24 protein-coding genes are annotated in these 26,488 nt (G+C 72.7%); 9 read left to right on the top strand and 15 right to left on the bottom strand.

The features are described from left to right. Positions 1-16: 16 nt before the first annotated feature. The 5 genes from HNR10_RS24935 to deoC are packed head-to-tail and all read right to left on the bottom strand — an operon-like array spanning position 17 to position 4,835. Positions 17-814 carry a purine-nucleoside phosphorylase gene (locus tag HNR10_RS24935; RefSeq protein WP_179827532.1) on the bottom strand — a complete coding sequence of 266 codons (798 nt, stop codon included), beginning with the start codon at positions 812-814 and terminating at the stop codon, positions 17-19. Next, on the bottom strand, positions 811-1,458 hold the full coding sequence (locus HNR10_RS24930) for a GNAT family N-acetyltransferase (protein ID WP_179827530.1): 648 nt from the start codon (positions 1,456-1,458) through the stop codon (positions 811-813). The genes HNR10_RS24935 and HNR10_RS24930 overlap by 4 nt, the downstream gene beginning before the upstream one ends. Before the next feature lie 58 nt (positions 1,459-1,516). After that, complete coding sequence (locus tag HNR10_RS24925; protein ID WP_179827527.1) at positions 1,517-2,461, bottom strand: aldehyde dehydrogenase family protein; 945 nt, start codon at positions 2,459-2,461, stop codon at positions 1,517-1,519. Further along, the gene (locus HNR10_RS24920; protein ID WP_179827525.1) at positions 2,454-3,884 is read right to left on the bottom strand and encodes an aldehyde dehydrogenase family protein; all 1,431 of its coding nucleotides are present in this window, start codon (positions 3,882-3,884) and stop codon (positions 2,454-2,456) included. The genes HNR10_RS24925 and HNR10_RS24920 overlap by 8 nt, the downstream gene beginning before the upstream one ends. Positions 3,885-3,887: 3 nt before the next feature. Then, positions 3,888-4,835, bottom strand: coding sequence for a deoxyribose-phosphate aldolase (gene deoC, locus HNR10_RS24915; protein WP_179827523.1), 948 nt, complete (start codon positions 4,833-4,835; stop codon positions 3,888-3,890). Positions 4,836-5,209: 374 nt separating this feature from the next. On the opposite strand from deoC, the gene HNR10_RS24910 reads away from it, so the two are divergent. Continuing rightward, complete coding sequence (locus HNR10_RS24910) at positions 5,210-5,896, top strand: hypothetical protein (RefSeq protein ID WP_179827521.1); 687 nt, start codon at positions 5,210-5,212, stop codon at positions 5,894-5,896. A gap of 33 nt (positions 5,897-5,929) precedes the next feature. Here the strand turns inward: HNR10_RS24910 and HNR10_RS24905 are convergent, their stop codons facing one another. From HNR10_RS24905 to HNR10_RS31445, 5 genes are all read right to left on the bottom strand, one after another. Then, a complete protein-coding gene (locus HNR10_RS24905; protein WP_179827519.1) occupies positions 5,930-7,183 on the bottom strand; it encodes a heparan-alpha-glucosaminide N-acetyltransferase domain-containing protein in 1,254 nt (417 codons plus the stop codon). Between the two features lie 95 nt (positions 7,184-7,278). Further along, entirely contained in the window at positions 7,279-9,276 is a 1,998-nt protein-coding gene (locus HNR10_RS24900) for an acetoacetate--CoA ligase (RefSeq protein WP_179827517.1), read from the bottom strand. 297 nt (positions 9,277-9,573) lie between these two features. Continuing rightward, positions 9,574-10,248 carry an HAD family hydrolase gene (locus HNR10_RS24895; RefSeq protein ID WP_179827515.1) on the bottom strand — a complete coding sequence of 225 codons (675 nt, stop codon included), beginning with the start codon at positions 10,246-10,248 and terminating at the stop codon, positions 9,574-9,576. Positions 10,249-10,508: 260 nt separating this feature from the next. Further along, the gene (locus HNR10_RS31450) at positions 10,509-11,201 is read right to left on the bottom strand and encodes a transposase (protein ID WP_246407641.1); all 693 of its coding nucleotides are present in this window, start codon (positions 11,199-11,201) and stop codon (positions 10,509-10,511) included. Next, entirely contained in the window at positions 11,098-11,661 is a 564-nt protein-coding gene (locus HNR10_RS31445) for a helix-turn-helix domain-containing protein (RefSeq protein WP_246406402.1), read from the bottom strand. Before HNR10_RS31445 ends, HNR10_RS31450 begins: the two co-directional genes overlap by 104 nt. A gap of 236 nt (positions 11,662-11,897) precedes the next feature. On the opposite strand from HNR10_RS31445, the gene HNR10_RS24885 reads away from it, so the two are divergent. Next, complete coding sequence (locus HNR10_RS24885; protein WP_246406400.1) at positions 11,898-13,907, top strand: Xaa-Pro dipeptidyl-peptidase; 2,010 nt, start codon at positions 11,898-11,900, stop codon at positions 13,905-13,907. A 4-nt stretch (positions 13,908-13,911) separates the two neighbouring features. Here HNR10_RS24885 and HNR10_RS24880 read toward each other — a convergent pair whose 3' ends face one another. Both HNR10_RS24880 and HNR10_RS24875 read right to left on the bottom strand, forming a co-directional pair. Further along, complete coding sequence (locus HNR10_RS24880) at positions 13,912-14,580, bottom strand: DUF4126 domain-containing protein (RefSeq protein WP_179827511.1); 669 nt, start codon at positions 14,578-14,580, stop codon at positions 13,912-13,914. 113 nt (positions 14,581-14,693) lie between these two features. Then, complete coding sequence (locus HNR10_RS24875; protein ID WP_179827509.1) at positions 14,694-14,939, bottom strand: DUF2630 family protein; 246 nt, start codon at positions 14,937-14,939, stop codon at positions 14,694-14,696. 270 nt (positions 14,940-15,209) lie between these two features. Between HNR10_RS24875 and HNR10_RS24870 the strand changes: the two genes are divergently transcribed. After that, positions 15,210-15,500, top strand: coding sequence for a metal-sensitive transcriptional regulator (locus tag HNR10_RS24870; RefSeq protein ID WP_121179995.1), 291 nt, complete (start codon positions 15,210-15,212; stop codon positions 15,498-15,500). 168 nt (positions 15,501-15,668) lie between these two features. After that, on the top strand, positions 15,669-16,247 hold the full coding sequence (locus HNR10_RS24865) for a metal-sensitive transcriptional repressor family protein (protein ID WP_376769802.1): 579 nt from the start codon (positions 15,669-15,671) through the stop codon (positions 16,245-16,247). Here HNR10_RS24865 and HNR10_RS24860 read toward each other — a convergent pair. Further along, on the bottom strand, positions 16,232-17,608 hold the full coding sequence (locus tag HNR10_RS24860; protein WP_179827505.1) for an NAD(P)/FAD-dependent oxidoreductase: 1,377 nt from the start codon (positions 17,606-17,608) through the stop codon (positions 16,232-16,234). The genes HNR10_RS24865 and HNR10_RS24860 overlap by 16 nt on opposite strands. Positions 17,609-17,911: 303 nt before the next feature. Between HNR10_RS24860 and HNR10_RS24855 the strand changes: the two genes are divergently transcribed. Further along, positions 17,912-18,352 carry a hypothetical protein gene (locus HNR10_RS24855; protein WP_179827503.1) on the top strand — a complete coding sequence of 147 codons (441 nt, stop codon included), beginning with the start codon at positions 17,912-17,914 and terminating at the stop codon, positions 18,350-18,352. Between the two features lie 67 nt (positions 18,353-18,419). On the opposite strand, the gene HNR10_RS24850 is transcribed toward HNR10_RS24855, so the two are convergent. Both HNR10_RS24850 and HNR10_RS24845 read right to left on the bottom strand, forming a co-directional pair. Beyond that, on the bottom strand, positions 18,420-19,892 hold the full coding sequence (locus tag HNR10_RS24850; protein WP_179827501.1) for a catalase: 1,473 nt from the start codon (positions 19,890-19,892) through the stop codon (positions 18,420-18,422). A gap of 90 nt (positions 19,893-19,982) precedes the next feature. Then, entirely contained in the window at positions 19,983-20,582 is a 600-nt protein-coding gene (locus HNR10_RS24845) for an SACE_7040 family transcriptional regulator (protein ID WP_179827499.1), read from the bottom strand. 136 nt (positions 20,583-20,718) lie between these two features. On the opposite strand from HNR10_RS24845, the gene HNR10_RS24840 reads away from it, so the two are divergent. The 4 genes from HNR10_RS24840 to HNR10_RS24825 all read left to right on the top strand — a co-directional run bounded on the left by HNR10_RS24840 (position 20,719) and on the right by HNR10_RS24825 (position 26,138). Next, positions 20,719-22,329, top strand: a complete 1,611-nt coding sequence (locus HNR10_RS24840; RefSeq protein ID WP_179829947.1) for a carboxyl transferase domain-containing protein — start codon at positions 20,719-20,721, stop codon at positions 22,327-22,329. A gap of 103 nt (positions 22,330-22,432) precedes the next feature. After that, positions 22,433-24,502, top strand: a complete 2,070-nt coding sequence (locus HNR10_RS24835; protein WP_246407640.1) for an ATP-binding protein — start codon at positions 22,433-22,435, stop codon at positions 24,500-24,502. Then, positions 24,502-25,659, top strand: a complete 1,158-nt coding sequence (locus tag HNR10_RS24830; RefSeq protein ID WP_179827497.1) for an acyl-CoA dehydrogenase family protein — start codon at positions 24,502-24,504, stop codon at positions 25,657-25,659. The genes HNR10_RS24835 and HNR10_RS24830 overlap by 1 nt, the downstream gene beginning before the upstream one ends. An 86-nt stretch (positions 25,660-25,745) precedes the next feature. Then, entirely contained in the window at positions 25,746-26,138 is a 393-nt protein-coding gene (locus tag HNR10_RS24825; protein ID WP_179827488.1) for a hypothetical protein, read from the top strand. Positions 26,139-26,488 lie beyond the last annotated feature (350 nt).

Raw genomic sequence — 26,488 nt, 5'->3', positions numbered from 1 at the left:
GGCGGTCGCGGTCCCTTCAGAGTTTGGCGACGATGTCGGTGAGGAGGCGGCCGACGGTCCCGGCGGCGTCGCGTCCGGTGGTCAGCACCTTCTCGTGGTCGAGGTCGGCGCCCTCCAGCCCGGCGGCGACGTTGGTGACCAGGGACAGCCCCAGCACCCGGGCACCCGCCTCGCGCACGGCGATGGCCTCCAGCGCGGTGGACATGCCGACCAGGTCGGCGCCCATGGACCGGAGCATGCGGATCTCGGCGGGGGTCTCGAAGTGCGGGCCGGGCATCGCGGCGTAGACGCCCTCGGGCAGTTCCGGCGCGACCGAGCGGGCCAGTGCGCGCAGCTCGCCGGAGTAGGTGTCGGAGAGGTCGACGAAGGTGGCGCCGGTCAGCGGGGATTGCGCGGTCATGTTGATGTGGTCGGCGATGAGCACCGCGGAGCCCACGGGGTAGGCGGGGTTGATGCCGCCCGCGGCGTTGGTGAGCACGACCGTGCGCGCCCCGGCGGCCACGGCCGTGCGCACCCCGTGGACGACGGCGTCGGTGCCGTGGCCCTCGTACAGGTGGGTGCGGCCGAGGAAGGCGAGGATGTGGCGGTCGCCGTCACTGATGCTGCGCACGGTGCCGCTGTGGCCCGCGACACCCGGTGGGAGGAAGCCCGGGAGGTCGGCGGCGGGGAACTCGTGGGTGGAGTCGCCGAGGAGGTCGGCGGCGGGGGCCCAGCCCGAGCCCATGACCAGGGCGACGTCGTAGGCGTCCACACCGGTGCGCGAGCGCAGCTCGGTTGCGGCCTCCGCGGCGGCGGCCTGGGGTGTGCGAGTCACTGGGTGTTCTCCGTTCGTTCGTGCCGCGGGAGCGGCGCGTGGTGCACTCCCGTCGACAGGGGGCGGGACATGACGGCCTGCGGACCCTCGCTCCCCACGATCCGCCGTCCGGTGGGGACGAACCCGGCGGCCGCGTAGACGCGCTCCGCCTGGCGGTTGGCCTCGTTGACGCACAGCACGATCTCGGCGGTGGTGGGAGCCACGCCCGCGACCAGGAGGTCGAGCAGCGGGGCGGCGCACGCCGCCCGTCCGACCCCCCGGCCCTGCCATTCTGGCGTGACGTAGTAGGCGCGCAGCAGTACCGCGCGTTCCGGCGCGTCGACCAGCGGCACGAGGGCGGCGCCCCGGTCGATGATGCCGAAGCCGACACAGGCCCGTCCGGCGGCGGCCGGATCGGTCGGCCCGGCACCGGTGCGCACCACGGCGAACGGGAAGCGGTCGGGGTCGGCGTCGGCCGCGGGCAGGGTCGCCACGGGCAGGCCCGTGTACTTGGACTGCCCGGGCGCCAGCCGGTGGCGCAGCACCGCCTGGCGCAGCAGTGCGACCTCGGGCGTGGTCCGGTCCAGGCGCACCAGGCGCAGGCCCGGCACGTCCTCGGAGTCGGGTCTGGGGGGGTCGGTCTGTCCTCGGGTGTTGGTCGGCACCTTCGCTCCTCGTCGGCCACGTCGGACCGGGACCCGGACGGGCCCCGGTCCGACAGTGTCACACCCCGATCGGATGCCAGACGGTCTTGGTCTCCAGGAAGGGCGTCATTCGGGCGGTGCCGGGGTCGGCGTCCAGCCAGGCGTCCTCGCCCCCGCCGGCCTCGGGGCCCGGCCGGACGACCCTGGTCAGCGTGGTGGCCGCGGTCTCCTCGAACTCCGCGGCCAGGTCGCCGGCCCCGGTCAGATCCAGGGCGTTGACGTCGGCGTGCGCGGCCAGGTGCGGACCGAGTTCGCCCACGCGGCCGGTGAGCAGGTTGACCACACCGCCGGGCAGGTCCGAGGTGGCCAGGACCTCGGCCAGGTCGACCGCGGCCAGCGGCGCGCGCTCGGAGGTGACCACGACCGCGGTGTTGCCGGTGGCGATGACCGGGGCGACCACACTGGTCAGTCCGAGCAGCGGGGCGTCCTGAGGCGCGAACACGGCCACGACGCCGGTGGGCTCGGGCGCGGAGTGGTTGTAGTACGGCCCCGAGACCGGGTTGGCCCCGCCGAGCACCTGGGCGACCTTGTCGGTCCAGCCGGCGTAGTACACCCAGCGGTCGACGGCGGCCGAGACCACGCGTTCGGCGGCGTCGCGGGACAGGCCCTGGGCGGCCACGGCCTGCGCGACGAACTGCTCGCGCCGGCCCTCCAGGACCTCGGCGACCCGGTAGAGGATCTGGCCGCGGTTGTAGGCCGTGCGCACCGACCAGCCGCCGAAGGCCTTGCGGGACGCCACGACGGCCTCGCGCGCGTCCTTGCGCGAGGCGAGGGAGGTGTTGGCCAGGTGGTCGCCCTTGGCTGAGGTCACCGGGTAACTCCTGCCGGACTCCGAGCGCGGGAAGGCCCCGCCCAGGTAGAGCTTGTAGGTCTTGCGGACCGCCAGGCGCCCGGGGACCGGAGCCGTCTCCGCGGCGCCCTTCCCGGGGTTCTTCCCGGCGTTGCCCTTGCGCCGCTCAGCCAAGGTAAGCCTCCAATCCGTGCCGTCCGCCCTCGCGGCCGTATCCCGACTCCTTGTAGCCGCCGAAGGGGCTGGTCGGGTCGAACTTGTTGAACGTGTTGGACCAGATGACGCCGGCGCGCAGGCGCTCGGCGGTCCAGAGCATGCGCGAGCCCTTCTCGGTCCACACTCCCGCGGACAGGCCGTAGGGGGTGTTGTTGGCCTTGGCCACCGCCTCCTCCGGCGTGCGGAAGGTCAGCACGGACAGCACCGGACCGAAGATCTCCTCGCGGGCCACCCGGTGGGCCTGGCTGACGCCGGTCAGCAGGGTCGGCGCGAACCAGTAGCCGGTGGAGGGGAGGTCGCAGGCCGGCGACCAGCGCTCGACGCCCTCGTCCGTGCCGGAGTCGGTCAGCGCGCGGATGCGCTCCAGTTGGGCGGCGGAGTTGATCGCGCCGATGTCGGTGTTCTTGTCCAGCGGGTCGCCCAGGCGCAGCTTGGCCACGCGGTCCTTCAACCGGGGCAGCAGCTCCTCGGCGATCGACTCCTGGACGAGCAGCCGGGACCCGGCGCAGCACACGTGGCCCTGGTTGAAGAAGATGCCGGAGACGATGCCCTCGACGGCCTGGTCGATCGCCGCGTCGTCGTAGACGATGTTGGCGCCCTTGCCGCCCAGTTCCAGGGTGACGCGCTTGTCGGTGCCCGCGACGGAGCGGGCGATGCGCCGGCCGACCTCGGTGGAGCCGGTGAAGGCGACCTTGTCGGTACCGGGGTGCTCGACCAGCGCGCGTCCGGTCTCACCCGCGCCGGTGAGGATGTTGACCACGCCCGGGGGCAGGTCGGCCTCCTGGCAGATCTCGGCGAAGACCAGCGCGGTCAGCGGGGTGGTCTCGGCGGGCTTGAGCACGACCGTGTTGCCGGTGGCCAGCGCCGGGGCGATCTTCCACGCCAGCATGAGCAGCGGGAAGTTCCACGGGATGACCTGGGCGGCCACGCCCAGCGGGCGCGGGTCGGGGCCCAGGCCCGCGTGGCGGAGCTTGTCGGCCCAGCCCGCGTAGTAGAAGAAGTGGGCGGCGACCAGCGGCAGGTCGACGTCGCGCGTCTCCTTGATGGGCTTGCCGTTGTCCATGGACTCCAGCACGGCCAGCTCGCGCGAGCGCTCCTGGATGATCCGGGCGATGCGGAACAGGTACTTGCCGCGCTCGGCACCGCTCATCCTGCTCCACACGGTGTCGTAGGCGCGGCGGGCGGCGGCGACGGCGCGGTCGACGTCGGCCTCCCCGGCGACGGCGACCTGGGCGAGCTTGGTCTCGTCGGCGGGGTTGAGCGTGGTGAGGTACTCGCCGCCCTCGGCGGGGGCGAACTCACCGTCGACGAACAGGTCGTAGGTCTCGCGCAGGGTGACGACGGAGCGGGACTCCGGCGCGGGCGCGTACTCGAAGATCACGGCTCAGTCCTGCGTGTAGTAGTCGGGGCCCGGGTAGGTGCCCGTGGTCAGCCTGGTCCGCTGCATGAGCAGGTCGTTGAGCAGGCTGGAGGCACCGATCCGGAACAGGTCCGGGGTCAGCCAGGCGGGGCCGGCGATCTCGTTGACCAGCACCAGCTGGCGGATGGCGTCCTTGGTGGTGCGGATGCCGCCGGCGGGCTTGACGCCCACGCGGGCTCCGGTGGCGGCGTGGTGGTCGCGCACGGCCTCCAGCATGACCAGGACCACGGGCGGGGTCGCGGCGGGCGCCACCTTGCCCGTGGAGGTCTTGATGAAGTCGGCGCCGGCGCGGATCGCCAGGTGCGAGGCTCGGCGGACGTTGTCGTAGGTGACCAGCTCGCCGGTCTCCAGGATGACCTTCAGGTGGGCGGGGCCGCAGGCCTCCTTGACGGCGGTGATCTCGTCGTGGACCTTCAGGTAGTCCCCGGACAGGAACGCGCCGCGGTCGATGACCATGTCGATCTCGGCGGCCCCGTCGGCCACGGCGCGCCGGGTGTCGGCGAGCTTGACCTCCAGGGGCGCGCGGCCCGCGGGGAAGGCGGTGGCGACCGAGGCGACGCCCACGCCGGTGCCGCGCAGGGCCCCGACGGCCGTGGCCACCATGTCGGGGTACACGCACACGGCGCCCACACGGGGCACGGTGCGGTCGGCGGGGTCGGGGAGGGCGGCCTTGGCGCACAGGGCGCGCACCTTGCCGGGCGTGTCGGCGCCCTCCAGGGTGGTCAGGTCCACCATGGAGATGGCGAGGTCGATCGCCTGCGCCTTGGCGGTGGTCTTGATCGACCGGGTGGACAGGTCCTGGGCGCGGGCACGCGCGCCGACCTCGTCCACGCCCGGGAGGCCGTGCAGGAACGCCCGGAGCGCGCGGTTGGTCGTCGCCTCCGGCGCTGTTGCGGTGTGGGACACGGGCACCTACTGCTCGGTGGGTCGGTGTGCTGGTCACGGGGCCCGCGAGCGCTGTGGCCAGCGGAAACGTGGGCCTCGGCGGCCCGGTGCCGACGGGGTCTCCCCCGGCCCGGGGCCGTCAGGCAGTCACCATAACCCCGGGCGCCGCCGACGTCAGTACTCGCCCGGACCGCGCCACCGAAGGTTGGAGAAGGCTCCAAGCACAGAGACGTCCCACCTTTGGCGGATACTCCAACCTGGGCCGGAAAACCCCGGAGAACGCCGCCGCGGCCGAGACGTCGGGCACACCTGGGACGACGTCCGGTCTAGACCGGACAGTCCACCGCGCCCCGGCGGCGCAGCGCGCCCGTCCGGCGGCGCGGAGGTCCTAACCTGGGGGCATGGCGGAGTTCCGGATCAGTAGCGACGACACCCAGATCGACCTGCGCAGAATGGCCACCGCGCTGGCCGAGTCCCAGGGCTGGGCCCGCGAGGACGTCAGCATCTGGGACAACCGGCAGGGCGAGGTCATCGTCACCGTCGACGACGCGCTGCTGCGCAAGCGCGAGGTCGACCCGCTGCACCGCCCCCGGCACACGCCGCGCGCCGTGCACGAGGCGTGCGAGTACCTGCGCCACGAGGACGCCTCGCTGCGCCGGGTGGACTTCCGGGTCCTGCGCGACGTCACCGCGCGGTTCTTCTCCGCGGGGTGGACCGTCGCCGACGTGCTGTACGCCCTGGCCGCGCGGCCGGACGGCGCGGCCTGGCCCGAGGGGCCGGAGTACCAGGGCACCGACTGGCTCCAGGCGCGGCTGAAGGCGTGGCGGACCGCCAACGGCGACATCCGCCCCTCGCACTCGCAGGAGGCCGCCCAGTTGCGCGTGATCAGCCGCGCGGGGCTTCCGATGGACATCGGCCTGCCCGAGGACGCGGAGGTCGCCCAGCGCCCCGTGGCGAGCCGTGCGGTGGCCCGTTCGGCGGCCGACGACGCGCGCCGCCTGATCCGGCAGAACACGCGCACCACCACCGACTCCCTGGCCCTGCGCGACCGCACCTCCCACCACATCACCCGCCCCGACGAGTCCTAGGGCGTGTGTGGCGGGCGCACGGCCCGGCCGCGCTCACAGCCCCCGGCGCCGCTCCTCCACGATGTCGACCATGCCGTCGGCGGCCACGGCCAGGCCCGCCTCGGCCGGCCCCCGGCTCGCGACCAGGCGCCACAGGGTGGCGAGGACGAGCGCGCCGAGCACGAACCACTCCAGCAGCCAGGGCTGGCGCCAGTCGACCGGGTCGACCCCGACGATCACCATGAGCACCAGGATGTGCCCGGTGTAGACGGTCAGCGGCATCCGGCCCACGGAGGCGAGCGGGTACATCAGCCACCGCACGCGCTCGGCCAGCCACATGCACGCCACCAGCACGATGAGGGCCTGGCCGACCGCCTCGGCGATCTCGAAGGTCGTCCCGGTGTGCGGCGTGTTCACCGCCAGCCACCACCAGGTGTCGGTGGGGACCTGTCCGGAGATCGAGTTGGCCTCCTCCATCACGCCCGCACGCAGCTGCTCCAGGAGGACGGGGTCCATGCCCGGGGTGATGGGGTAGCCCCCCATGAACGCGGTGCCCTGCTCCACCAGGCGGTCGAGGCCCCCCAGCGGGTGGAGCAGCAGCCAGGACCCCCCGTAGGCGAAGACGGACAGTCCCGCGCCCGCCGCCAGCAGCCGCAGCCGCACCGCCGTGGAGCGCAGGTCCGTCCGGCCCACGGCCATGCCCGCCGCCACGAACGCCATGAAGGTGATCGCCGGGTAGTAGCCGGTGAGGAGGAACTCGGTGAGCGAGGACAGCGAGGACGTGCGGGGCCCGGCGTCGATCACCGTATCGCGCAGCAGGAAGGACAGCGGCGGCCCGACCACCGCCAGGACGCCCGCCACGGCCCACAGCGCTCCCGTGCGCAGGCGGGTCAGGGGCAGCGCCAGGACGAAGAAGCCGGCGTAGTAGGTGAGGATGATGGCGACCGGCACGCCGGTGAGGTCGAGCAGGAGGCCGAGCATCCCGATGAGCACGGCGCGGGTGAGCACCCGCACCACGGCGCGCCGCCGGCCGTCGCCGGTGACGGGTTCGGTTCGGCCGGTCATCAGCGCCAGGGAGAGTCCGGCCAGCAGCGCGAACAGCGCCGAGGAGTTGCCGCGCACCTGGCCGTGCAGGGTCCACGCGTAGCCCTCGGGGGACAGCAGCCCCATGGACTCCACGCCCAGGTGCACGGTGAACATGCCGAAGACCGCGATGGCGCGCGCCGCGTCGACACCGTCGATGCGGGCGGGACCGGAGGGGGCCGCGTCGGGGGAGGCGGCGGTGTCGTCGGATCGGTTCTGTGCCACGTTCGTCAGCGTATGCGTGTTCCGTACGCCTGCCCAAGGCCCCACGTCAGGCCGGGCGGGAGGTGGGGAGCCACCGCCTCCCGCCCGGTTCGGGATCACCCCTGGTCGGCGAGCTCGCTGAAGTGGTCCAGCGCCTCCGGGTTGGCCAGCGAGTCGCGACTGGCGACCTTCCCCGGATCCTCACCCATCAGGATGCGCTTGACCGGCACCTCCAACACCTTCCCCGACAGCGTGCGCGGCACCGCGGCGATCGCGCGCACCCGGTCGGGCACATGCCGCGGCGAGCAGTCCGTGCGGATCCTGCGCGCGATCTCCCTGGGCAGGTCCCCCTCCAGGTCCGCGCCCGGCCGCAGCACCGTGAACAACTCGATCCGCGACGACCCGTCCCCCTGCGGCACGTCCACCACCAGAGCGTCCACGACCTCGTCCAGCGCCAGCACCGCGCGGTAGATCTCGCTGGTGCCCATCCGCACCCCGCCGCGGTTGATGGTGGAGTCCGAGCGGCCGTAGATGACCGCGGTGCCGCGCTCGGTGATCTCGATCCAGTCGCCGTGGCGCCAGATGCCCGGGTACACCGAGAAGTAGCTGTCCCGCAGCCGCTCCCCGGAGTCATCGCCCCAGAAGAAGATCGGCATGGACGGCGCGGGCTCGGTCACCACGAGCTCACCGACCTCGCCCACCAGCTCCCTGCCCTCGGGGTCCCAGGACGCCACGGCCATGCCCAGCGCCCGGGACTGGATCTCGCCCTCGTAGACCGGCAGGGTCGGCGTGCCGCCCACCAGGCAGCTGCACACGTCGGTGCCGCCGCTGGTGGAGAACAGCCACACCTCGTCGCCGAACTCCTCGTACACCCAGGCGAACGCCTCCGGGCTGAGCGGGGAGCCCGTCGAGCCGATCGCCCGCAGCCGTGACAGGTCGCGCCCGCGGCGGGGGTGCACCCCCTCCTTCATGCACGAGGACAGGTACCCGGCGCTGGTGCCGAACACCGTCACCCCGGCCTCGGCCGCCAGGTCCCACAGCCCGTCCAGGCCGGGGGTGGCGCCCGCGGCGGCGGGGCTGCCGTCGTACAGGACGATGGAGGCCCTGGTCAGCAGGACGCTGACCAGGAAGTTCCACATCATCCACCCGGTGGTGGTGAACCAGAACACCCGGTCGTCCTCCCGGGCGTCCAGGTGCAGGTGCAGGTTCTTGAGCTGTTCGAGCAGGATGCCGCCGTGGCCGTGCACGATCGCCTTGGGCAGGCCCGTGGTTCCCGAGGAGTAGAGCACCCACAACGGGTGGTCGAAGGGCACGGAGGCGAACTCCAGCTCCGCGTCCCCGCCCGACGCCTCCAGGTCCCCCCACTCGACGGTGCCCTTCATCGGCCGGCCCGGCCGGAGGTAGTCCAGCAGCACGGTGTGCTCCACCGTGGGCAGGGCGGCGCGCAGCTCCTCCACCACGGGGCGGCGGTCGAAGTCCTTGCCGCCGTAGCGGTAGCCGTCGACGGCCAGCAGGACCTTCGGCTCGATCTGCGCGAACCGGTCGATGACGCTGCGCACCCCGAAGTCCGGCGAGCACGAGGACCACACCGCCCCCAGGGACGACACGGCGAAGAACGCGGCCACGGTCTCGGGCAGGTTCGGCAGGTAGCCCACCACCCGGTCGCCGGGACCCACACCCAGCTCCCGCAGGCCCGCCGCGATCGCGGCGGTACGGCGCCGCAGCTGCCCCCACGTCCACTCCCCCAGCGGCCGCAGCTCGGTGGCGTGGCGGATCGCGACCGTGTCGTCGTCGCGGCCCGCGAACACGTGCCGGGCGAAGTTGAGGGTCGATCCGGGGAACCAGCGGGCCCCGGGCATGACCCGCTCGGCCAGCACCCGCTCGTAGGGGGTGTCGGCCTCCACCCCGTAGTACTCCCAGATCGCGGCCCAGAAGTCCTCGATGTCGCTGGTCGACCACCGCCACAGGGCGTCGTAGTCGAAGGCCCCGGCCGCGCCGAAGGCGTCCACGCCCCTGTGTTCCGCGGCCCATCGGGCGAACGCGACGATGTTGGAGGATTCGACCGTCGCCTCGTCGGGTTCCCAGAGCACCCGGGGGACGCTGCTCTCCGTCATTGGCCCGCCTTCCAGATCTGTGTGTCGCGTATGGCTCTGAGACCCATCTAACAACACGGCCCGGAGGCGGCGACGCCCCGGCCTCGCCCTGGCGAGCACCGGGGCACGGGGGCGTGTGCGCAGGTCAGCACGGGGGTTCCGGGGCTGTGGACGCCCCACGTGTCGGGCGCGCGCCAAGGGTGGGAGTCCCCCATTGACAACCGCCGGGTGTTCCGCCCCACGAGGGGTGGGACCATCCCACCTCGCAGGGTGTGACGGCCGGACGCGACGGGGCGCGCATGGCCCGGCCGCGGCCCGTCAGGCCGCGCGCAGCGCCGCGACGGCCGCCACGGGGGTGTCCACGACCGGGGCGCCGGTGGCCGCCAGGCGCTCGCGGGCCATGAGCCCGCTCGTCACCAGGATGGCGTTCGCGCCCGCCTCGCGGGCGGCCCGGGCGTCGTCGTCGATGTCGCCGATGAGCACGACCTTGGCGGGATCGATGCCCTGCCGGTCCAGGTGGCGCACCAGGTGCTCGGCCTTGGAGTCCTGCTCCGTCTCGAACTGGCGCCCGTCCACCCGCTCGAAGTGGCCGGTCAGGCCGCGCTCGTCGATCAGCGGCACGAGGTGGTCGTGCGAGGCCATGGACAGCAGGGACTGGCTGCCGCCGCCGTCGCGCCAGGTGTGCAGCACGTCGGGCACACCCTCGGACAGGGAGCAGGAGGGCAGGTGCTCCAGGTAGTGGGAGTCGTAGAGCCGCTCGCACCGCTCCCACTCGCCGTCCACGAAGCTGCGCCCGAGGAGCTCCTCGTAGCAGGGGACGAGGGGGCGCCGGAAGACCGACTTCCAGTACTCCATCTCCACCGGGGCACGGCCGAACGCGGCGCACACGGCGTTCACCGCGGCGAGGTTGGCGTGGTTGTCGTCCAGGAGCGTGCCGTTCCAGTCCCAGACGATGTGCGTGATGTCGTTTCGGTCGAATGTCATCTCAGTCATTGCTCGCACTGTAGGACAACCGACCCCTGGAGCGCCCCGTGTTTCGGGGATGACCTGCGTCGCTTCCGTGCGTTCTCGCACCCCTGCCTCCGAGGGGATCGGGCACGTGTGACGGGGGCCATGGCGATTTCGATAACCCCGCCGTGGCCCCCTTGGGCGGACGGACGGGGTCGGAGACGATGGCCCGAATCGAATCCGTTGCTTTGAGTCATCGACTCTCGGCATCCAGGGCGTTTCCGCCCAGGAGGTCCGTCACAGTGTCACCACGACGAGAGTTGTTCGGTGTCTTGAGTACGGTGTCCCGCTTCCTTCCGCTTACGCGGTCTCGCGCCACCTGCCCGCCCCGTACCCGCCGTGCGGCGGGTACGGGTGGCGCGGGTCTGACGGTCGGCTCCACGGGCCTTCGGCGCTCTCGCGCCCCGGTCTCCGGCCACTCCGGTACCGGTCAAGCAATCCCCCGCCAGCTTGGCGAGGTTGCGTGCGGCGTTGACGTCCCGGTCCAACACCAGGTCGCATTCGTCGCAGTCGAACACCCGCACGTGCAGCGGCAACTTGGCTTTCGTCGCACCACACCCCGAGCAGGTCCTACTACTGGCGAACCACCGGTCCGCCACGATCATACGACCGCCACCCCAGACGGTCTTGTAGGCCAACTGGCGGCGAACCTCACCGAACCCCGCGTCAGCGATATGGCGGGCCAGACGCCGGTTCTTGAGCATTCCCGCCACGTTCAGGTCCTCGACCACCACGGTCCCGTACTCGCGGGCCAGGTTGGTGGTGAGCTTGTGCAGCGCATCCTGGCGCAGGTTCGCGATGCGGTGGTGGATCCGGTTGCGGTCGGCGTCGGCCTCACGCCACCGGTTCGACGGTCTCTGCCCGGTGCGCCGGTCCGGTCCGTGACGCCGGGACACCCGCCGCGAGGCGCGGCGGAGGCGCTTGAGCTCTCGCCCCAGGTGGCGGGGGTTGGGGATGTGGCGGACGCCCCACTCTAGGTCCCCGGCGTTCACCGCGCTTGGACTTGGCGTAGGCGTCGAAGGCGGCCGAGGCGTTCGCGAGCCCGGTGCTGTACGCCTCCTTGGAGTTGGCCTCCCACCAGTCGCAGAAACGGGGGTCGTCCCGTTTGGCGGCGTTGAACGCCCTGCGCAGGCTCGGCAGTGACCACGAACGCCACGGGGTGCGCTCGGTTTCGCCGATGTCGTAGGTCTCCTCGGCTTTGCGCTGGTCCCAGGAGGCCAGCACAGACGACACCGCCCAGTTGTAGGCGGTCCGGGCGGCCCCGCAGTGCGACCTGAGCTTCCGCTCGGCCGCCACGCCCGGGTCGAGGGCGAAAACGAACGCCTGCACCACATGGCCGGGGCGGGGCTCGAACCCGCGCCGCTTCTTCTTCGGCTGCTGCTCGGTGTCCTGGGCCAACTGGTCCCGCCCCCCTTCCCCGGCGTTTCGTTCACGCGTTCGAAACGACACGCTACCGGGCAGGACGGGCATTCGTCTGGCGAATCCACAAACACCTCGACTTTCCCGAGGCAGGTGGGCGAACCAGCTCAGCCGCTTGTTCTGCCGCATTGCATCGCAATGACCCCCTGGGCAGAGTTGACGCATTTTGATAGACCGCTCGTCAGTTGATGACCCCTTCGACGAGGAGCCACCCCTTGCCACCATCCCCCGGCAGAGCACGATTCCTCCTCACGCGCGCGGGCGCCGTCACCACCGCCGCGCTGACCGCCGCCACGGTGCTGACCGCGCCGGCCGCGGCCGAACCCCCCTCGCTGGAGATCGTGGACGGCCGCACCCAGGTCGCCTTCGAGTTCGCGGACGCGATCTACCAGGAGGTCGACATCCGCACGGAGGCCGACAGCGACGGCGACGGTGCGTTGGACACGGTGCGGATGCGGATCCTGCGCCCCAAGGAGAGCGACGCGGGCCTGGACGTCGCCACCATCATCGAGCCCAGCCCCTACTGGGCGGGCGGCAACCCGGTCACCAACCACGACGTGGACCTGGACACCGACGAGGCCGGCACGGTCCCGCGCGGCGGACCCCGCGGCGGGCCCCGGGCCGACGAGACCGCCCTGGGCGCGGCCCTGGACCCCGCGGGCACCGGCGACCCGGAGGCCGCGGCCGAGCGCTCCGGGCCCAACACGTCCTTCTCCGGCTACTACGACAACTACTTCCTGCCGCGCGGGTACGCCGTGGCCCAGCTCGACAGCCTGGGCAGCGGCGACTCCACCGGCTGCCCCACCTCGGGCGCGCACAACGAGTCGCTGGGCGTCAAGGCGGCCGTCGAGTGGCTGACCGGCGACGCCGTCGGCTGGGACGCCGACGGGGAGGAGGTCACCGCGGACTGGTCCAACGGAGCGGCCGCGATGACCGGGATCTCCTACAACGGGACGCTGCCCACCGCCGCCGCCACGACCGGGGTCGAGGGGTTGAAGACGATCGTGCCGCAGGCGGCGATCTCGTCCTGGTACGGCTACTACCGCGAGGGCGGTGCCGTGCGCGCCCCCGGCGGCTACCAGGGCGAGGACGCCGACGTCCTGGCGGAGTACGTGTACACCCGCGACGACGGGGAGATCTGCCGTCCGGTGATCGACGGGCTCACCGAGGAGCAGGACCGGGTCAGCGGCGACTACACCGAGTTCTGGGACGAGCGGAACTACCTCTCCGACGCCGACGAGATCCGGGCGAGCGTGTTCCTGGTGCACGGGCTCAACGACCGGAACGTCATGCCGGGCCAGGCGGCCGACCTGTGGGCGGCCCTGGAGGAGAACGACGTCCCGCGCAAGCTGTGGCTGCACCAGGGCGCGCACATCAACCAGCTCTACCTGCGGACCGACCCGTGGCTGGACCAGCTGCACGGCTGGTTCGACCACTGGCTCTACGAGATCGACAACGGCATCACCGACGAGCCCGCCGTGGACGTGGAGGGCACCGACGGCACGTGGACGTCGCAGGCCGACTGGCCGGGTGAGGGGACGGTGCCGGTCAAGCTGCACCTGAACTCCGACCCCGACACCGCCACCGGCGGGCTGGCACCGCGTCCGCGGCCGGTACGCGACGGCACCGAGTCGTTCACCGACCAGGGCCGCACGCTCTCACCCGACGACCTGCTCGGCGACCCGGACTCCCCGGGGACGTCGTCGCTGGTGTACGTGACCGGCGAACTCACCGAGGACGTACGCCTGAGCGGGTCCGCGCGGATCTCGATCCGCGCAGCGATGGACGGGCCCTCGCCGTTCCTCACCGCGGCCCTGGTCGACCTGGGCACCGCCGAGCGGCCGACCGGCCGCCTCCGCTACGACTTCGACGACATGAACTGCTACGGCGAGTCCGTGCCGGGCGACACCGGCTGTATCCCGACCGGGCACCACGTCACCGAGGAGGCCGACCACCGGATCGTCGCGCGCGGCTGGCTGGACGCGCGCAACCGCACCTCGCTGGAGCGGCAGCGCCCGGTGGTCGCCGGGCAGTACTACCGCTACCGGTGGGACCTGCAGCCGGGCGACCACGTGTTCCCGGCCGGGCACCGGATCGGAGTCATGCTGGTCTCGACCGACTACGACCACACGCTGCGCTACCCGGCCGGCACCGAGGTCGGCGTCGACACCAACACCGCGCACGTGACCCTGCCGGTCGCCGAGGGGCACGACGCCCTCCGCTGACCGGTCACCGGCCGCCGCGGCCCAGGCGCCCCCGCCACCCGGCGGGGGCGCCGTCCTGTTCGACCCTCTCCGCGCGGCGCCTGCGGCGCCGGCGCACCGCCCACACCCCGGTGGCGACCATCAGCGGGAACACCACCAGGATCAGCAGCGGCAGCAGGATCGCCACCAGGGAGGTCACGAAGCTGGCCACGTCCTCCAGGAACGACACGACGGGCGCGGCCATACCGAAGCTGACGGAGTTGAGGACCGGGCGCGCCAGCGTCTTGGCGGCGTGGAAGGCCAGCGCGATCACCATGCCCGCGATCACCGGGAGCCAGCTCACGCCGTCACCGGTCTCGGCCGCGGAGGCGGAGGCGGAGGCGGTGCCGGTGAGTTCGGTGAGGTCCACCGCGGAGGCGCCGGCGCCGAAGGTGATGCCGCCCGCGGAGGGCCGGATCACCGTCTGGACGGCGTCGTTGAGGCTGTCGAGGGCCGGGAGCTTGTCCGCGGCGAACTCGATCACCAGGAGCACGGTGAGGGACACGAGCGTGACCGGGTGCTCCAGCCACTGCCAGGCGGCCCCGAGGGGGAGGAGGTCGGTGAAGCGTGCGATCAACCCGACCGCGAGGAGGGGGATGTAGGCGTTGAGCCCGGCCGCGGAGGACAGTCCCAGGCCGGTGAGGGTGGCGATCATGGCTTCCTTCGTGAGCTGCGTGCGACGGCGGGGGCCGCGCTCGGGCGCGGCCCCGTGGGGCCGTCCTCATCGGAGTGGACGCTCGCGAAGGCTCTGCGGTTTCGCCGTTTCCGCTACTGCCAGTACTGCTCCACCTCGGGCGCCGGGCGCACCTGCGCCTCGTCGGGGTCCTGTCCGTGCTCACTGCGGGCGCGCCGCTGCCGGAGCAGGTCCCAGCACTGGTCGAGCGACTCCTCCACCTCCCTCATCCGGGACCGCTCGGCGGTCTCCAGTCCTCCGGGCCGGGAGCGGAGCGTGTGCTCCTCGTCCATCAGGGCCCGGATGGTGGCCAGGATCTCGTTCTCGGCACTGTGGCTCATACCGCCATGGTCGGCCGGTGCCGTGCCGGGGGCAAGGCTCCGGGCCCCGGCTTGCCGAGTGCGGACCCGGAATTGACGAGCGCTCGCGCCCGGGCCCGCCGGGCGGCACCCGGCGTCCCGCCCCGCAATGTCTGGGAAACTCCTACTACGGCCGTGTTCACGGCGGCGAGTGGGTACGAGCGCGCGGAATGCTGTCCGACTTTCCGCGGTTGGATACCTTGAGGGGGTATGGTTATGGCATCTGATCAGGGACGACACGGAGACGGCGGCATGGTGGGCAACCACGGTTACAGCGACGACAAGCAGAGCCACATCAACCGGCTGCGCCGCATCGAAGGTCAGATCCGGGGCCTGCAGCGCATGGTCGAGGACGACCAGTACTGCATCGACATCCTCACCCAGACCTCGGCGGTCAACAAGGCGCTGCGCTCCTTCGCGCTGTCCATGCTGGACGAACACCTCAAGCACTGTGTGGCGAACGCGGTCGCCAACGGCGGCGACGAGGCCGACGAGAAGGTCCGCGAGGCCTCCGACGCCATCGCCCGACTGGTCCGCTCCTGAGCCGCGCGTGACCGGTTCCGGCCGCCCTGACGACCCCGGCCGACCGGTGCCCCACCGCCTATTCTGGGCGCCATGTCCCCCGAAGAACAGCCGCGTCCCCCCGCGCCCAACCGCCGTTCCACCGCCCTGGAGCGGCGGTTGGCGGTTCCCGTCCTCATCGCGGCGGTCGTGTCCGTGCCGGCCCTCTTCCTCGGTGTCTGGGGCGAGGGGGCCTGGGCCACGGTCGGCGACCGGATCAACTGGGCGGCCGGCATCGTCCTGTGGGGCGAGTGGATCATGCTCATCGCGCTGGCCGACAACAAGCGGGAGTGGCTGCGCACGCACTGGTGGGCGACCGTCATCGCGGCCGTGACCGTGCCCGCCGTCCTCTTCGCCCTCGGCCCGGCCCAGGTCCTGCGCATGGTGCGCGCCTTCGGGGCCCTCCCTCTGCTGCGCGTCACCCGGATCATCGAAGCCGGCGGCATCCTGCGCCGCCGCATGGGCCTGACCGGCCGGATCGGCCGGGCGGTGGCCGCCGCGACGACGCTGCTGGCCGCCGCGTTCGTGACCGCGGTCCTGGCCGACCCGTCCTCGGCCAGCCGCGGCTACGTCGAGCGGGCCGTCGCCCTCCTGGGGCCCTGGCCGACCGCGCTGGCGGTGGCGGTCACCGTCGCCGCCACCGCCGTGGTCCTCTGCTACCGCTGGCGGCGGGTCCGCGCCGTGCGGGCGCGCACCGCCGCGCCGCGTCCGCCTCAGTCCTCGCCGTAGCGCTCGCGCAGGTTCTCCCGCAGCCGGGCGCCCTCCCGGCCCGCGCTCTCGGTGTCCAGGTAGTGCACGTCCTCGTTGGCCACGAACGACGCCGGGCGCCCGTCGTCGGCGAAGCCGAGCCGCGAGACCTCCCCGCCGGTGGCCGCCCTGATCGCCCAGTTGGCCATGATGCGGGCCCGCGCGGGTGCCGAGGGCACCGCCGCCACGTGGTAGCCGCGGGTGACGGCCAGCGCGGGCAGCCCGGTGAGTTCGAACTGCAGCACGCGGGCGAGGGCGTCCTTGCCGCTCAGGTCCACCACGAGCCCCATGTCGCGGTGCCGGAACTCCCGCATCGGCCGCCCCAGGATCGAGGAGCACACGTTCTCCGCCGCGGTCGCCGCCTGCCGGCTGGCGTACTGGGCGGTCGGCGGGCAGTACGGGCTCTCGGGGTGCGACAGGTTGGGCACCGCCGCGGCGTCGCCGACCGCGAAGACCTCGGGCAGGCCCGGGACGCGCAGGTCGGAGTCGACCTCCAGGCGCCCGCGCTGGGTGGGCTTGCCCAGCGTCTCCATGAGCGGGCTGGGCGCCACGCCCGCGGTCCAGATGAGCGTGCGGCAGGGCAGGGCCCGCCCGTCGGTGAGGACCACCTTGTCGGCGGTGACCTCGCGGACGCTGACCTTGAGCTTGACCTCGATCCCCATCGAGCGCAGCATGTCCAGCGCCCGGCGGCCGAGCCGGTCGCCGAGTTCCGGCAGCACCTTGGGCGCGATGTCGACCAGGTGCCAGCGGATCACCGACCGCAGTTCGGGGTAGCGCCGGGCGGCCTCCTCGGTCAGGCGCATGAGCGAGGCCGCGGTCTCCACGCCGGTGTAGCCGCCGCCGACGACGATGAAGCGGCAGCGCTCCTCACGTTCGACCGGGTCGCGGCTGTCGTTGGCGAGTTCGAGCTGGGCCAGGACGTGGTCGCGCAGCAGCACCGCCTCGGCGAGGGTCTTGGCTCCGTACGCGTGCTCGGTCAGGCCGGGGATGTCGAAGCCCCGGGTCAGGCCGCCGGGGGCCAGGACCAGGCGGTCGTAGGGCACCGGTGCCAGCTCCCCGGTGGGCCGGCGTACGACGACCGTGCGGTCGGCGGTGTCGACGCCGACGGCGTGCCCGGGGATCAGCCGGGTGTCCCGGGTGAGCCGGTGCACGGACATCGCGACCGACTGGGGCGTGAGCAGCCCCGAGGCCACCTGGGGCAGCAAGGGGCTGTAGAGCATGTAGTCGTGTGGTGCGACGAGGGCGATGTCGGCCGCCCCTGTCGGGATACGGCGTTCGAGGTGACGCAGGGTGTGGACGCCGCCGAAACCCGCGCCTACCACCACGATCCGAGGCCGAGACATTGGTACACCGCTCCTTCTTCGTGTCGTGGTGCGGTACGTCCGTCACACCCGGACGAGGCCGGGACGTGGGGCGTACCCACTTCACCGCGGCCGAATGTACGTGCGCGGGAACCCTTCGCGCGTGTTCCCGCACCGGACGTTCCGCGCTCTTTGTCCGTCTTTTGTGCTGGCGCGAAAAGGAATACTGCCGCTTCTCCGCCATGTAACCCCCGCATGACCGCACAGCACGCAGACTTGTTGACTGTGTGTGGTCACGCGACTACCAGATGCGTGGCCCTCTCATCGGAAGGACTGACAACGCGTATGCGTGCGTTCACCAAGATCGCCGTCGCCACCGCCGTGGCCGGCGGCCTGTGCATCGCCGGCACCGGTACCGCTCTCGCCGAGCCGCCGCCCGAGGAGGCGGCCGTCGACGCCGTCGAGGGCGGCACCGGAACCGCCCAGGAGACCGCCGGCGAACTGTCGGAGGAGGCGCTCGCCCTGCTGGAGGACGAGGAGGTCGTCGCCCTCCTGAGCGACCCGGCCGTGGTCGAGCTGCTGGGCGACGAGGACGCCGTCGCCGTCATCGCCGAGCTGGCCGCCATGGAGGACCCGGCGGGCGCGCTGGAGGCGGTCGAGCTGCCGGAGGCACCCGCTGAGCTCCCGGACGCCGAACTGCCGGACGCCGAACTGCCCGAGGCCCCGGTCGAGGCGCCGGAGGCCCCGGCCGGCGGTGTCGGGGACGTCACGGGCGCCCTGCCGTAGGGACCGCCGGGACGGGGCGGGCGGCCGCGAGGACCGTCCGCCCCGTCCCGTGCTCCGGGCCGGACGGTCAGCCGCCGTTGAGCGCGGCGGCCACCCGCTCACCGATGTCGGAGTCCACGTCGCGCCAGTACTTCAGGGCGCGGGTCAGGACCCCGTGGTCGGCGACCGAGGACATGTGCCCGGCGATGTTGGACACCAGCCGCTCGCGCGCGGCGTCGTCCATGACGTCGCGGATGAGCGCCCGGGGCTGGACGAAGTCGTCGTCGTCCCGGTGCGCGGAGTAGGCCTCGCGCACCAGCTCACCCGCCTCCACCGGCCACGACGCCTCGTCCACGCCGGTCTGTTCGCCCGCGTCCGGGCCGCCGAAGGAGTTCGGGTGGTAGGGCGCCGCGGTGTCCGGGGCGAAGGAGCGCATCCGCCCGTCCTTGGCGTAGGAGCGCACCGGCACGCGCGGCCGGTTGGGCGGCAGCTCGTCGTAGTTGACGCCGATCCGGTACCGGTGGGCGTCGGGGTAGGAGAACATCCGCGCGAGCAGCATCTTGTCCGGCGACGGCCCGATGCCCGGCACGAGGTTGGACGGCTCGAAGGCCGCCTGCTCGACGTGGATGTGGTGGTTCTCCGGGTTCTCCTTCAGCGTCATCCGGCCGACCTCGATCAGCGGGTAGTCCGCGTGCGGCCACACCTTGGTCAGGTCGAACGGGTTGAACCGGTAGTCGGCCGCGTCCTCCGCCGGCATGATCTGCACCTTGAGCGTCCACGACGGGTGGTCGCCCCTCTCGATCGCCGTGGACAGGTCGCGCCGGTAGAAGTCGGCGTCCTGCCCGGCCAGGAGGTCGGCCTCCGCCTGCGGCAGGAAGTCGTTGCCCTGGTCGGTGAGGAAGTGGTACTTCACCCACACGCGGCGCCCCTCGGCGTTGACCCACATGTACGTGTGCGAGCCGAAGCCGTCCATGCGGCGCCAGTTCCTGGGGATGCCGCGGTCCCCCATGAGCCAGGTGACCTGGTGCGCCGACTCCGGCGACAGCGACCAGTAGTCCCACTGCATGGTGTGGTCGCGCAGACCGGTCCGCGGATCGCGCTTCTGGGAGCGGATGAAGTCCTGGAACTTCTGGGGGTCGCGCATGAAGAACACCGGGGTGTTGTTGCCGACCAGGTCGTAGTTGCCGTGCCGCGTGTAGAACTTCAGCGCGAACCCGCGTGGGTCGCGCCAGGTGTCCGGGCTGCCCATCTCGCCCGCGACACTGGAGAACCGCGCCAGCAGGGGCGTCTCCCGGCCGGGTTGGAACACGTCGGCGCGGGTGAACTCCCGGACGTCGCCCGTCACCCGGAAGGTCCCGTAGGCTCCGCCGCCCTTGGCGTGCACGACGCGCTCGGGCACGCGCTCGCGGTTGAAGTGCGCCATCTTCTCGATCAGGTACGCGTCGTGCAGGACCACCGGCCCGTCCCGGCCCACGCTCAGCGAGTGCTCGTCGCTGGACACCGGGCGCCCCGCGTTGGTGGTGGTGGACGCGCCGGGACGCGTGTTCGGTCCGTCGGACATGGAGCAGTCTCCCTCGCTCGCCTGCTCTCCCCCGCGGCTCCCCGGGGGAGCTGTCGGCGCCGACCTACCCACGAGCGGGTCAAGCTACGGTCAATGAGCGGCGCTGTTCGCCGCGACCGCGACCGGGGCGGTGAGCGCGGCGGTCCCCATGGTCCGCAGCAGGTCCGCCATCTCCTCGCGGCCGAGGCCGCCGCGGCTGTGCGGGGTGGAGTTGAGCAGGCCGAACGCGGCGTGCACGGCGGCGCGCAGAACGTCGTCGGAGTCGTGGGGGCGCAGGTCGGCCAGGACGCCCACCCACTGTTCGACATAGCCGCGCTGGAGGCGACGGACACGGTACAGGTCGGCCTCGGTGAGGTGGCCGAGTTCGCGGTCGTGGACCGTGATGAGAGCGGGCTCGTCCAGGGCGAACGCGATGTGCCCGCGCAACAGCAGGTCCAGGGCCTCCCGCGAGTCCCGCGCCGCGGCCACGAGCTCGGCGCCCTGGCGGGCCAGTCGGTCGCTGATGTCCACCAGCACCTCGCCCAGCAGGGCCTCCTTGCCGGGGAAGTGCCGGTAGAGGGCGGGACCGCTGGTCCCCACGGCGCGACCGAGGTCGTCGATGGTCACCCCGCGGAACCCGCGTTCGGCGAACAGCTCCGCGGCCGCCCCCAGGATCGCCGTCCGGCGCTCCCCCGTCGGTCTGGACCCCATGTACGCCCGCCTCTCCCGCGGTGGTCGCGCCCGTTTCGCGCGTCGGTCTGGACACACATGTTAGTAGTTACTAACATCACTCGTGTTAGTGAGCATTAACATCCCTCCACGAGAGGACACCATGAGCAGGGCACCCGTGCTCGGCTCGGCGGTGGACACCGCCGGGCCCGCGTTCGCCGCCAACGACGCGGCGAACCGCGCCCTCGCCCTGGAGCTGCGCGAGCGGATCGCGACCGCCGCCCTGGGCGGCCCGGAGAAGACCCGGGCACGACACGTCGAACGCGGCAAACTCCTGCCGCGCGACCGCGTCGACCTCCTCCTCGACCCCGGTTCCCCCTTCCTGGAGATCGCGCCCCTGGCCGCCTACGGGCTCTACGGCGCCGACGGCCAGGACGCGCCCGGAGCCGGCATGATCGCGGGTGTGGGCCGGGTGGCCGGCCGCCCGACGGTCGTGGTCGCCAACGACGCCACGGTCAAGGGCGGCAGCTACTACCCGATGACGGTGAAGAAGCACCTGCGGGCGCAGGAGGTGGCGCTGCACAACCGGCTGCCGTGCGTCTACCTGGCCGACTCCGGCGGCGCGTTCCTGCCCATGCAGGACGACGTGTTCCCCGACCGCGAGCACTTCGGACGCATCTTCTACAACCAGGCCACCATGTCGCGGATGGGGATCCCGCAGATCGCCGCGGTGCTGGGCTCGTGCACGGCCGGGGGCGCCTACGTCCCGGCGATGAGCGACGAGGCCGTCATCGTCCGCGACCAGGGCACGATCTTCCTGGGCGGGCCGCCGCTGGTGAAGGCGGCCACCGGCGAGGTCGTCACCGCCGAGGAGCTGGGCGGCGGCGACCTGCACTCGCGCGTGTCCGGCGTGACCGACCACCTGGCCGACGACGACGCCCACGCGCTCACCATCGTGCGGCGCGTGGCCGACACCCTGGGGCCGGTCGGCGAGCCGGCGTGGGAGGTGCGCGAGCCCCGCCCGCCGGCGCACGATCCCCAGGAGCTGTACGGCGTCGTGCCCGCCGACACCCGCACGCCCTACGACGTGCGCGAGGTCATCGCCCGGGTCGTGGACGGCAGCGAGTTCACCGAGTTCAAGGCCGAGTACGGCACCACCCTGGTCACCGGGTTCGCGCACATCCACGGGCACCCCGTGGGCATCATCGCCAACAACGGCATCCTGTTCGCCGAGTCCGCGCTCAAGGGCGCCCACTTCATCGAGCTGTGCGACCGGCGCTCCATCCCGCTGGTGTTCCTGCAGAACATCTCCGGGTTCATGGTGGGCCGCGACTACGAGGCGGGCGGTATCGCCAAGCACGGCGCCAAGATGGTCACGGCCGTGGCCTGCGCCCGCGTGCCCAAGTTCACCGTGGTCGTCGGCGGTTCGTTCGGCGCGGGCAACTACAGCATGTGCGGCCGCGCCTACTCGCCCCGCTTCCTGTGGATGTGGCCCAACGCCCGCATCTCCGTGATGGGCGGGGAGCAGGCGGCCTCGGTGCTGTCCACCGTGCGCCGCGACCAGCTCTCCGCGCGCGGCGAGGAGTGGTCCGAGCAGGACGAGGAGGCCTTCAAGGCGCCCATCCGCGACCAGTACGAGGAGCAGGGCAGCCCGTACTACTCCACCGCGCGCCTGTGGGACGACGGGGTCATCGACCCCGCCGACACCCGCGACGTTCTCGCCATGGCCCTGTCCGCCGCCCGCCACGCTCCGCTGGAGCCGGTGGGCTACGGCGTCTTCCGGATGTGAGGAACCCTTGACAACGACGTCCGCACCCTCCGTACCTCCGGTACCCGTCGAACGGCCTGCCACCGTGCTGGTCGCCAACCGGGGCGAGATCGCCCTGCGCGTCATGCGCACGCTGCGCCGGATGGGCCTGGGCTCGGTGGCCGTGTTCACCGACGCCGACGCCGACGCACCGCACACGCTGGCCGCCGACCGGGCGCTGCGCGTGGACGGCTACCTCGACTCCGCCGCGATCGTCGCCGCGGCCGTGGAGAGCGGCGCCACGATGGTCCACCCCGGCTACGGCTTCCTGTCGGAGAACGCCGCCTTCGCCCGGGCCTGCGCCGAGGCGGGCCTGGTGTTCGTCGGCCCGCCCGCCGCCGCCATCGACGCCATGGGCGACAAGATCAGCGCCAAGGACACCGTCGCCGGCGCCGGCGTCCCGGTTCTGGGCGGGTTCACTGAGAAACCCGGGCAGCCGATGAGCGACGAGGACCTGCTCGGCGCGGCCCGGGACACCGGGTACCCCCTGCTCATCAAGCCGTCGGCCGGCGGTGGCGGCAAGGGGATGCGCGCGGTGCACTCCCCCGCCGACCTGGCCGACAGCGTCGCGGCCGCCCGCCGGGAGGCCGCGGCCTCCTTCGGCGACGCCACACTGCTGGTGGAACGGCTGGTACAGCGTCCCCGCCACATCGAGGTGCAGGTCCTGGCCGACGCCCACGGCAACGTCGTGCACCTGGGCGAACGCGAGTGCAGCCTGCAGCGGCGGCACCAGAAGGTGGTGGAGGAGGCCCCCTCGCCGCTGTTGACCGCCGAGCAGCGGGCCCTCATGGGCGAGTCCGCGGTCGCCGCCGCCCGGGCCTGCGGCTACGTGGGCGCGGGCACCGTGGAGTTCATCGCCGAGGCCGACCCGGACGGGTCCCTGTCGTTCTCCTTCCTGGAGATGAACACCCGCCTGCAGGTCGAGCACCCGGTGACCGAGGAGGCCGTGGCGATCGACGGCGTGCGCGGCATCGACCTCGTCGAGCTGCAGATCCGGGTGGCCCGGGGCGAGCCGCTGCCGTTCGGGCAGGCCGACGTGTCCCTGCGCGGGCACGCCGTGGAGTGCCGGATCTACGCCGAGGACGCCGACCGGGGCTTCCTGCCCACCGGCGGGCCGATCCTGTCGCTGTCGGAGCCCTCGGGCGCGCTGGTGCGGGTGGACTCGGGGATCACCGAGGGCGGCGCGGTCACGTCGTCGTTCGACCCCATGCTCGCCAAGGTCGTCACGTGGGGCGCGGACCGCGCCGAGGCGCTGCGCCGGATGGACGAGGCGCTGGCGGGGTACCTGCTGCTGGGCTGCGTCACCAACACCGCGTTCCTGCGCCGCCTGCTGCGCCATCCGCGCGTGGTGGCCGGTGACCTGAGCACCGACCTCATCGAGACCGAGCCCCCGGAGCCCGCCCCGGACCGGGTGCCCCCGGAGGTGTACGCGGCCGCGGCACTGGACCACCAGCTCGACCTGGAGGAGTCCGACGGCGCGGCGGCGGACCGGTTCGCCGTCCCCGACGGCTGGCGCATGGGCGGGCCGGCCTGGACCCGGTGGCGGCTGCGCGCGCCCCGGCACGACTCCGCCGTGGTGCGGGTCCGCCGCACCGGGCCCGGAGCCTTCCTGGTCCGGGTGGAGGAGGACGCGGCGCAAGTGCCGGGCGCCCCGGCGGACTCCGCCGAGCCGGTCGCGCCCGTCGCGGCCCGCGCCCACCGGGCCGCGGACGGCACCCGCCTGACGGTCGGCTACGACGGGACCAGCCGCACCTACACGCGGGCCTTCGACCCGGCCACCGACCACCGGTGGCTCGGCGCGGACGGCACCGCGTGGACCCTGCACGAGGAGCCCGTGGCCGCCGCCCTGCGCGACGACGCCGCCGCGGGCGACGGGACCGTGCGCAGCCCCATGCCCGGCACGGTGCTCGCCGTCCCGGTCGAGGTGGGCCAGGCGGTCACGGCGGGCACGCCGGTGGCCGTCGTCGAAGCGATGAAGATGGAGCACTCCGTGCCCTCCCCGATCGACGGAACCGTCGCCACCGTGGCGGTCCGGCCGGGGGCGTCCGTACCGATGGACGCCGTCCTGGTCACCGTCGAGCCCGCCCCGGAGGCCGCGGCGCACCCGCCGGCGGCCTCCGACCCCACCCCCGCCACCAGCGAGGAGAACCAGTGATGAACCGTCACGAGCTGTCGACCGAGCACGCCGACCTGAGGGCCGCCGTGGAGGAGTTCGCCCGGACCGAGGTCGCCCCGGTCATCGGCGACTTCTACGAGAGGGGCGCCTTCCCCTACGACATCGTCGCGAAGATGGGGCGGATGGGGCTGTTCGGGCTGCCCTTCCCCGAGGAGCACGGGGGGATGGGCGGCGACTACTTCGCGCTGTGCCTGGCCCTGGAGGAACTGGCCCGGGTCGACTCCTCGGTGGCGATCACCCTGGAGGCCGGAGTGTCGCTGGGCGCGATGCCGCTGTACCGGTTCGGGTCCGACGACCAGAGGAAGACCTACCTGCCACGGCTGTGCTCCGGAGAGGCGCTGGGCGCGTTCGGCCTCACCGAGCCCGGCGGCGGCTCGGACGCGGGCGGCACCCGGACCACGGCGCGCCTGGAGGGCGGGGAGTGGGTGATCAACGGGACGAAGTCGTTCATCACCAACTCGGGGACCGACATCACCTCGCTGGTGACGGTCACGGCCGTGACCGGCCGGCGCGAGGACGGGCGCCCGGAGATCTCGGCGATCCTGGTGCCGGCGGGCACACCGGGGTTCTCGATCGGGCAGCACTACTCCAAGGTGGGGTGGAACGCCTCGGACACCAACGAGCTGGTGTTCGAGGACTGCCGGGTGCCCGAGGCCAACCTGGTGGGCGAGCGGGGGCGCGGGTACGCGCAGTTCCTGCGGATCCTCGACGAGGGCCGGATCGCGATCGCCGCGCTGTCGGTGGGCCTGGCGCAGGGGTGCGTGGACGAGAGCGTGCGCTACGCCCACGAGCGCAGCGCGTTCGGGCACACCATCGGCGAGTACCAGGCGATCCAGTTCAAGATCGCCGAGATGGAGGCCCGGGCGCACACCGCGCGGCTGGCGTACTACGACGCGGCCTCGCGGATGCTGGCGGGCGAGCCGTTCAAGAAGGAGGCGGCGATCGCCAAGCTCATCGCCTCCAACGCGGCGATGGACAACGCCCGTGACGCGACGCAGGTGTTCGGCGGATACGGGTTCATGAACGAGTTCCCGGTGGGCCGGTTCTACCGCGACGCCAAGATCCTGGAGATCGGCGAGGGCACCAGCGAGGTGCAGAAGATGCTCATCGCCCGCGAACTGGGACTTCCGGCCTAAGCCCGAGGACATCGAACGGGGCGGGCGGTCCACCGCGACCACCCGCCCCGTTCGCGGTGCGGGCGGGACCGGCGAGGATGAGCCGCATGAGGAACCGAACGCCCCGCCCGCCCGAGCCACCGATGATCCGGGCACTCCGCGGCTGCGCCGCCACCGCGCTCTTCGGCTTCGCCGTCCTCCTGGTGCTGGTGAGCTTCGGGGCGACCACGGAGATGGAGACGTTCCCCGGGCTGCGGGAGAACCGGTCGTGGATGGTGGTCCTCCTCCTGGTGCTCGCGCTCGCGGCGACCGCCCTCGGGCTGCTGCTCTCCGGATGGCGGTCCTTCGGCGGCCGGGCCGCGGTCGCCTGCCTCGTCGTGGTGATGGCGCTGCGGATGTGGACGCTCGCACCCGTGCTGCACTGCTGGTCCTATGACAGCGTGGGACGCGGCGACGACGGCACCTACACCTGCGCGAACCGGAACGGCACCGCGCAGTGAAGGCTCGGGGGTCCGACGGCCCGTACCGGTCGTCGGTCGGGCCGGGGCACGGGTCGACCGTGGCCGGTTCCGGTCAGGACCGAATCCGGGCGCCGGCCGGGCCCCTGCGCACCGCGCAGCGCCGCGCCGACCATCGCGACCGCGCACCGCGGAACCCGCCCCAGCAGCGGGTTTCCGCTGGTCGTCGGCGCACGTGTGGCGCCGGTGCCGCCGTGGACCACCCGCGACGCGGAGGACGGGTGGGACCCGCAGCGGCCGGTGGTGCCCGAGGGTCACCGGAGGACGACTCGAAGGGGTGACAAGCACTCGCAACCGACACAGAATGGACCCGAAAGGCCAGTGCGGGTCCA

This window comes from Nocardiopsis aegyptia, assembly GCF_013410755.1.
GTDB classification, from domain to species: Bacteria; Actinomycetota; Actinomycetes; order Streptosporangiales; family Streptosporangiaceae; genus Nocardiopsis; species Nocardiopsis aegyptia.
Note: the sequence above shows the minus strand (reverse complement) of the source record. Positions and strands in the feature narration are given on the sequence as shown.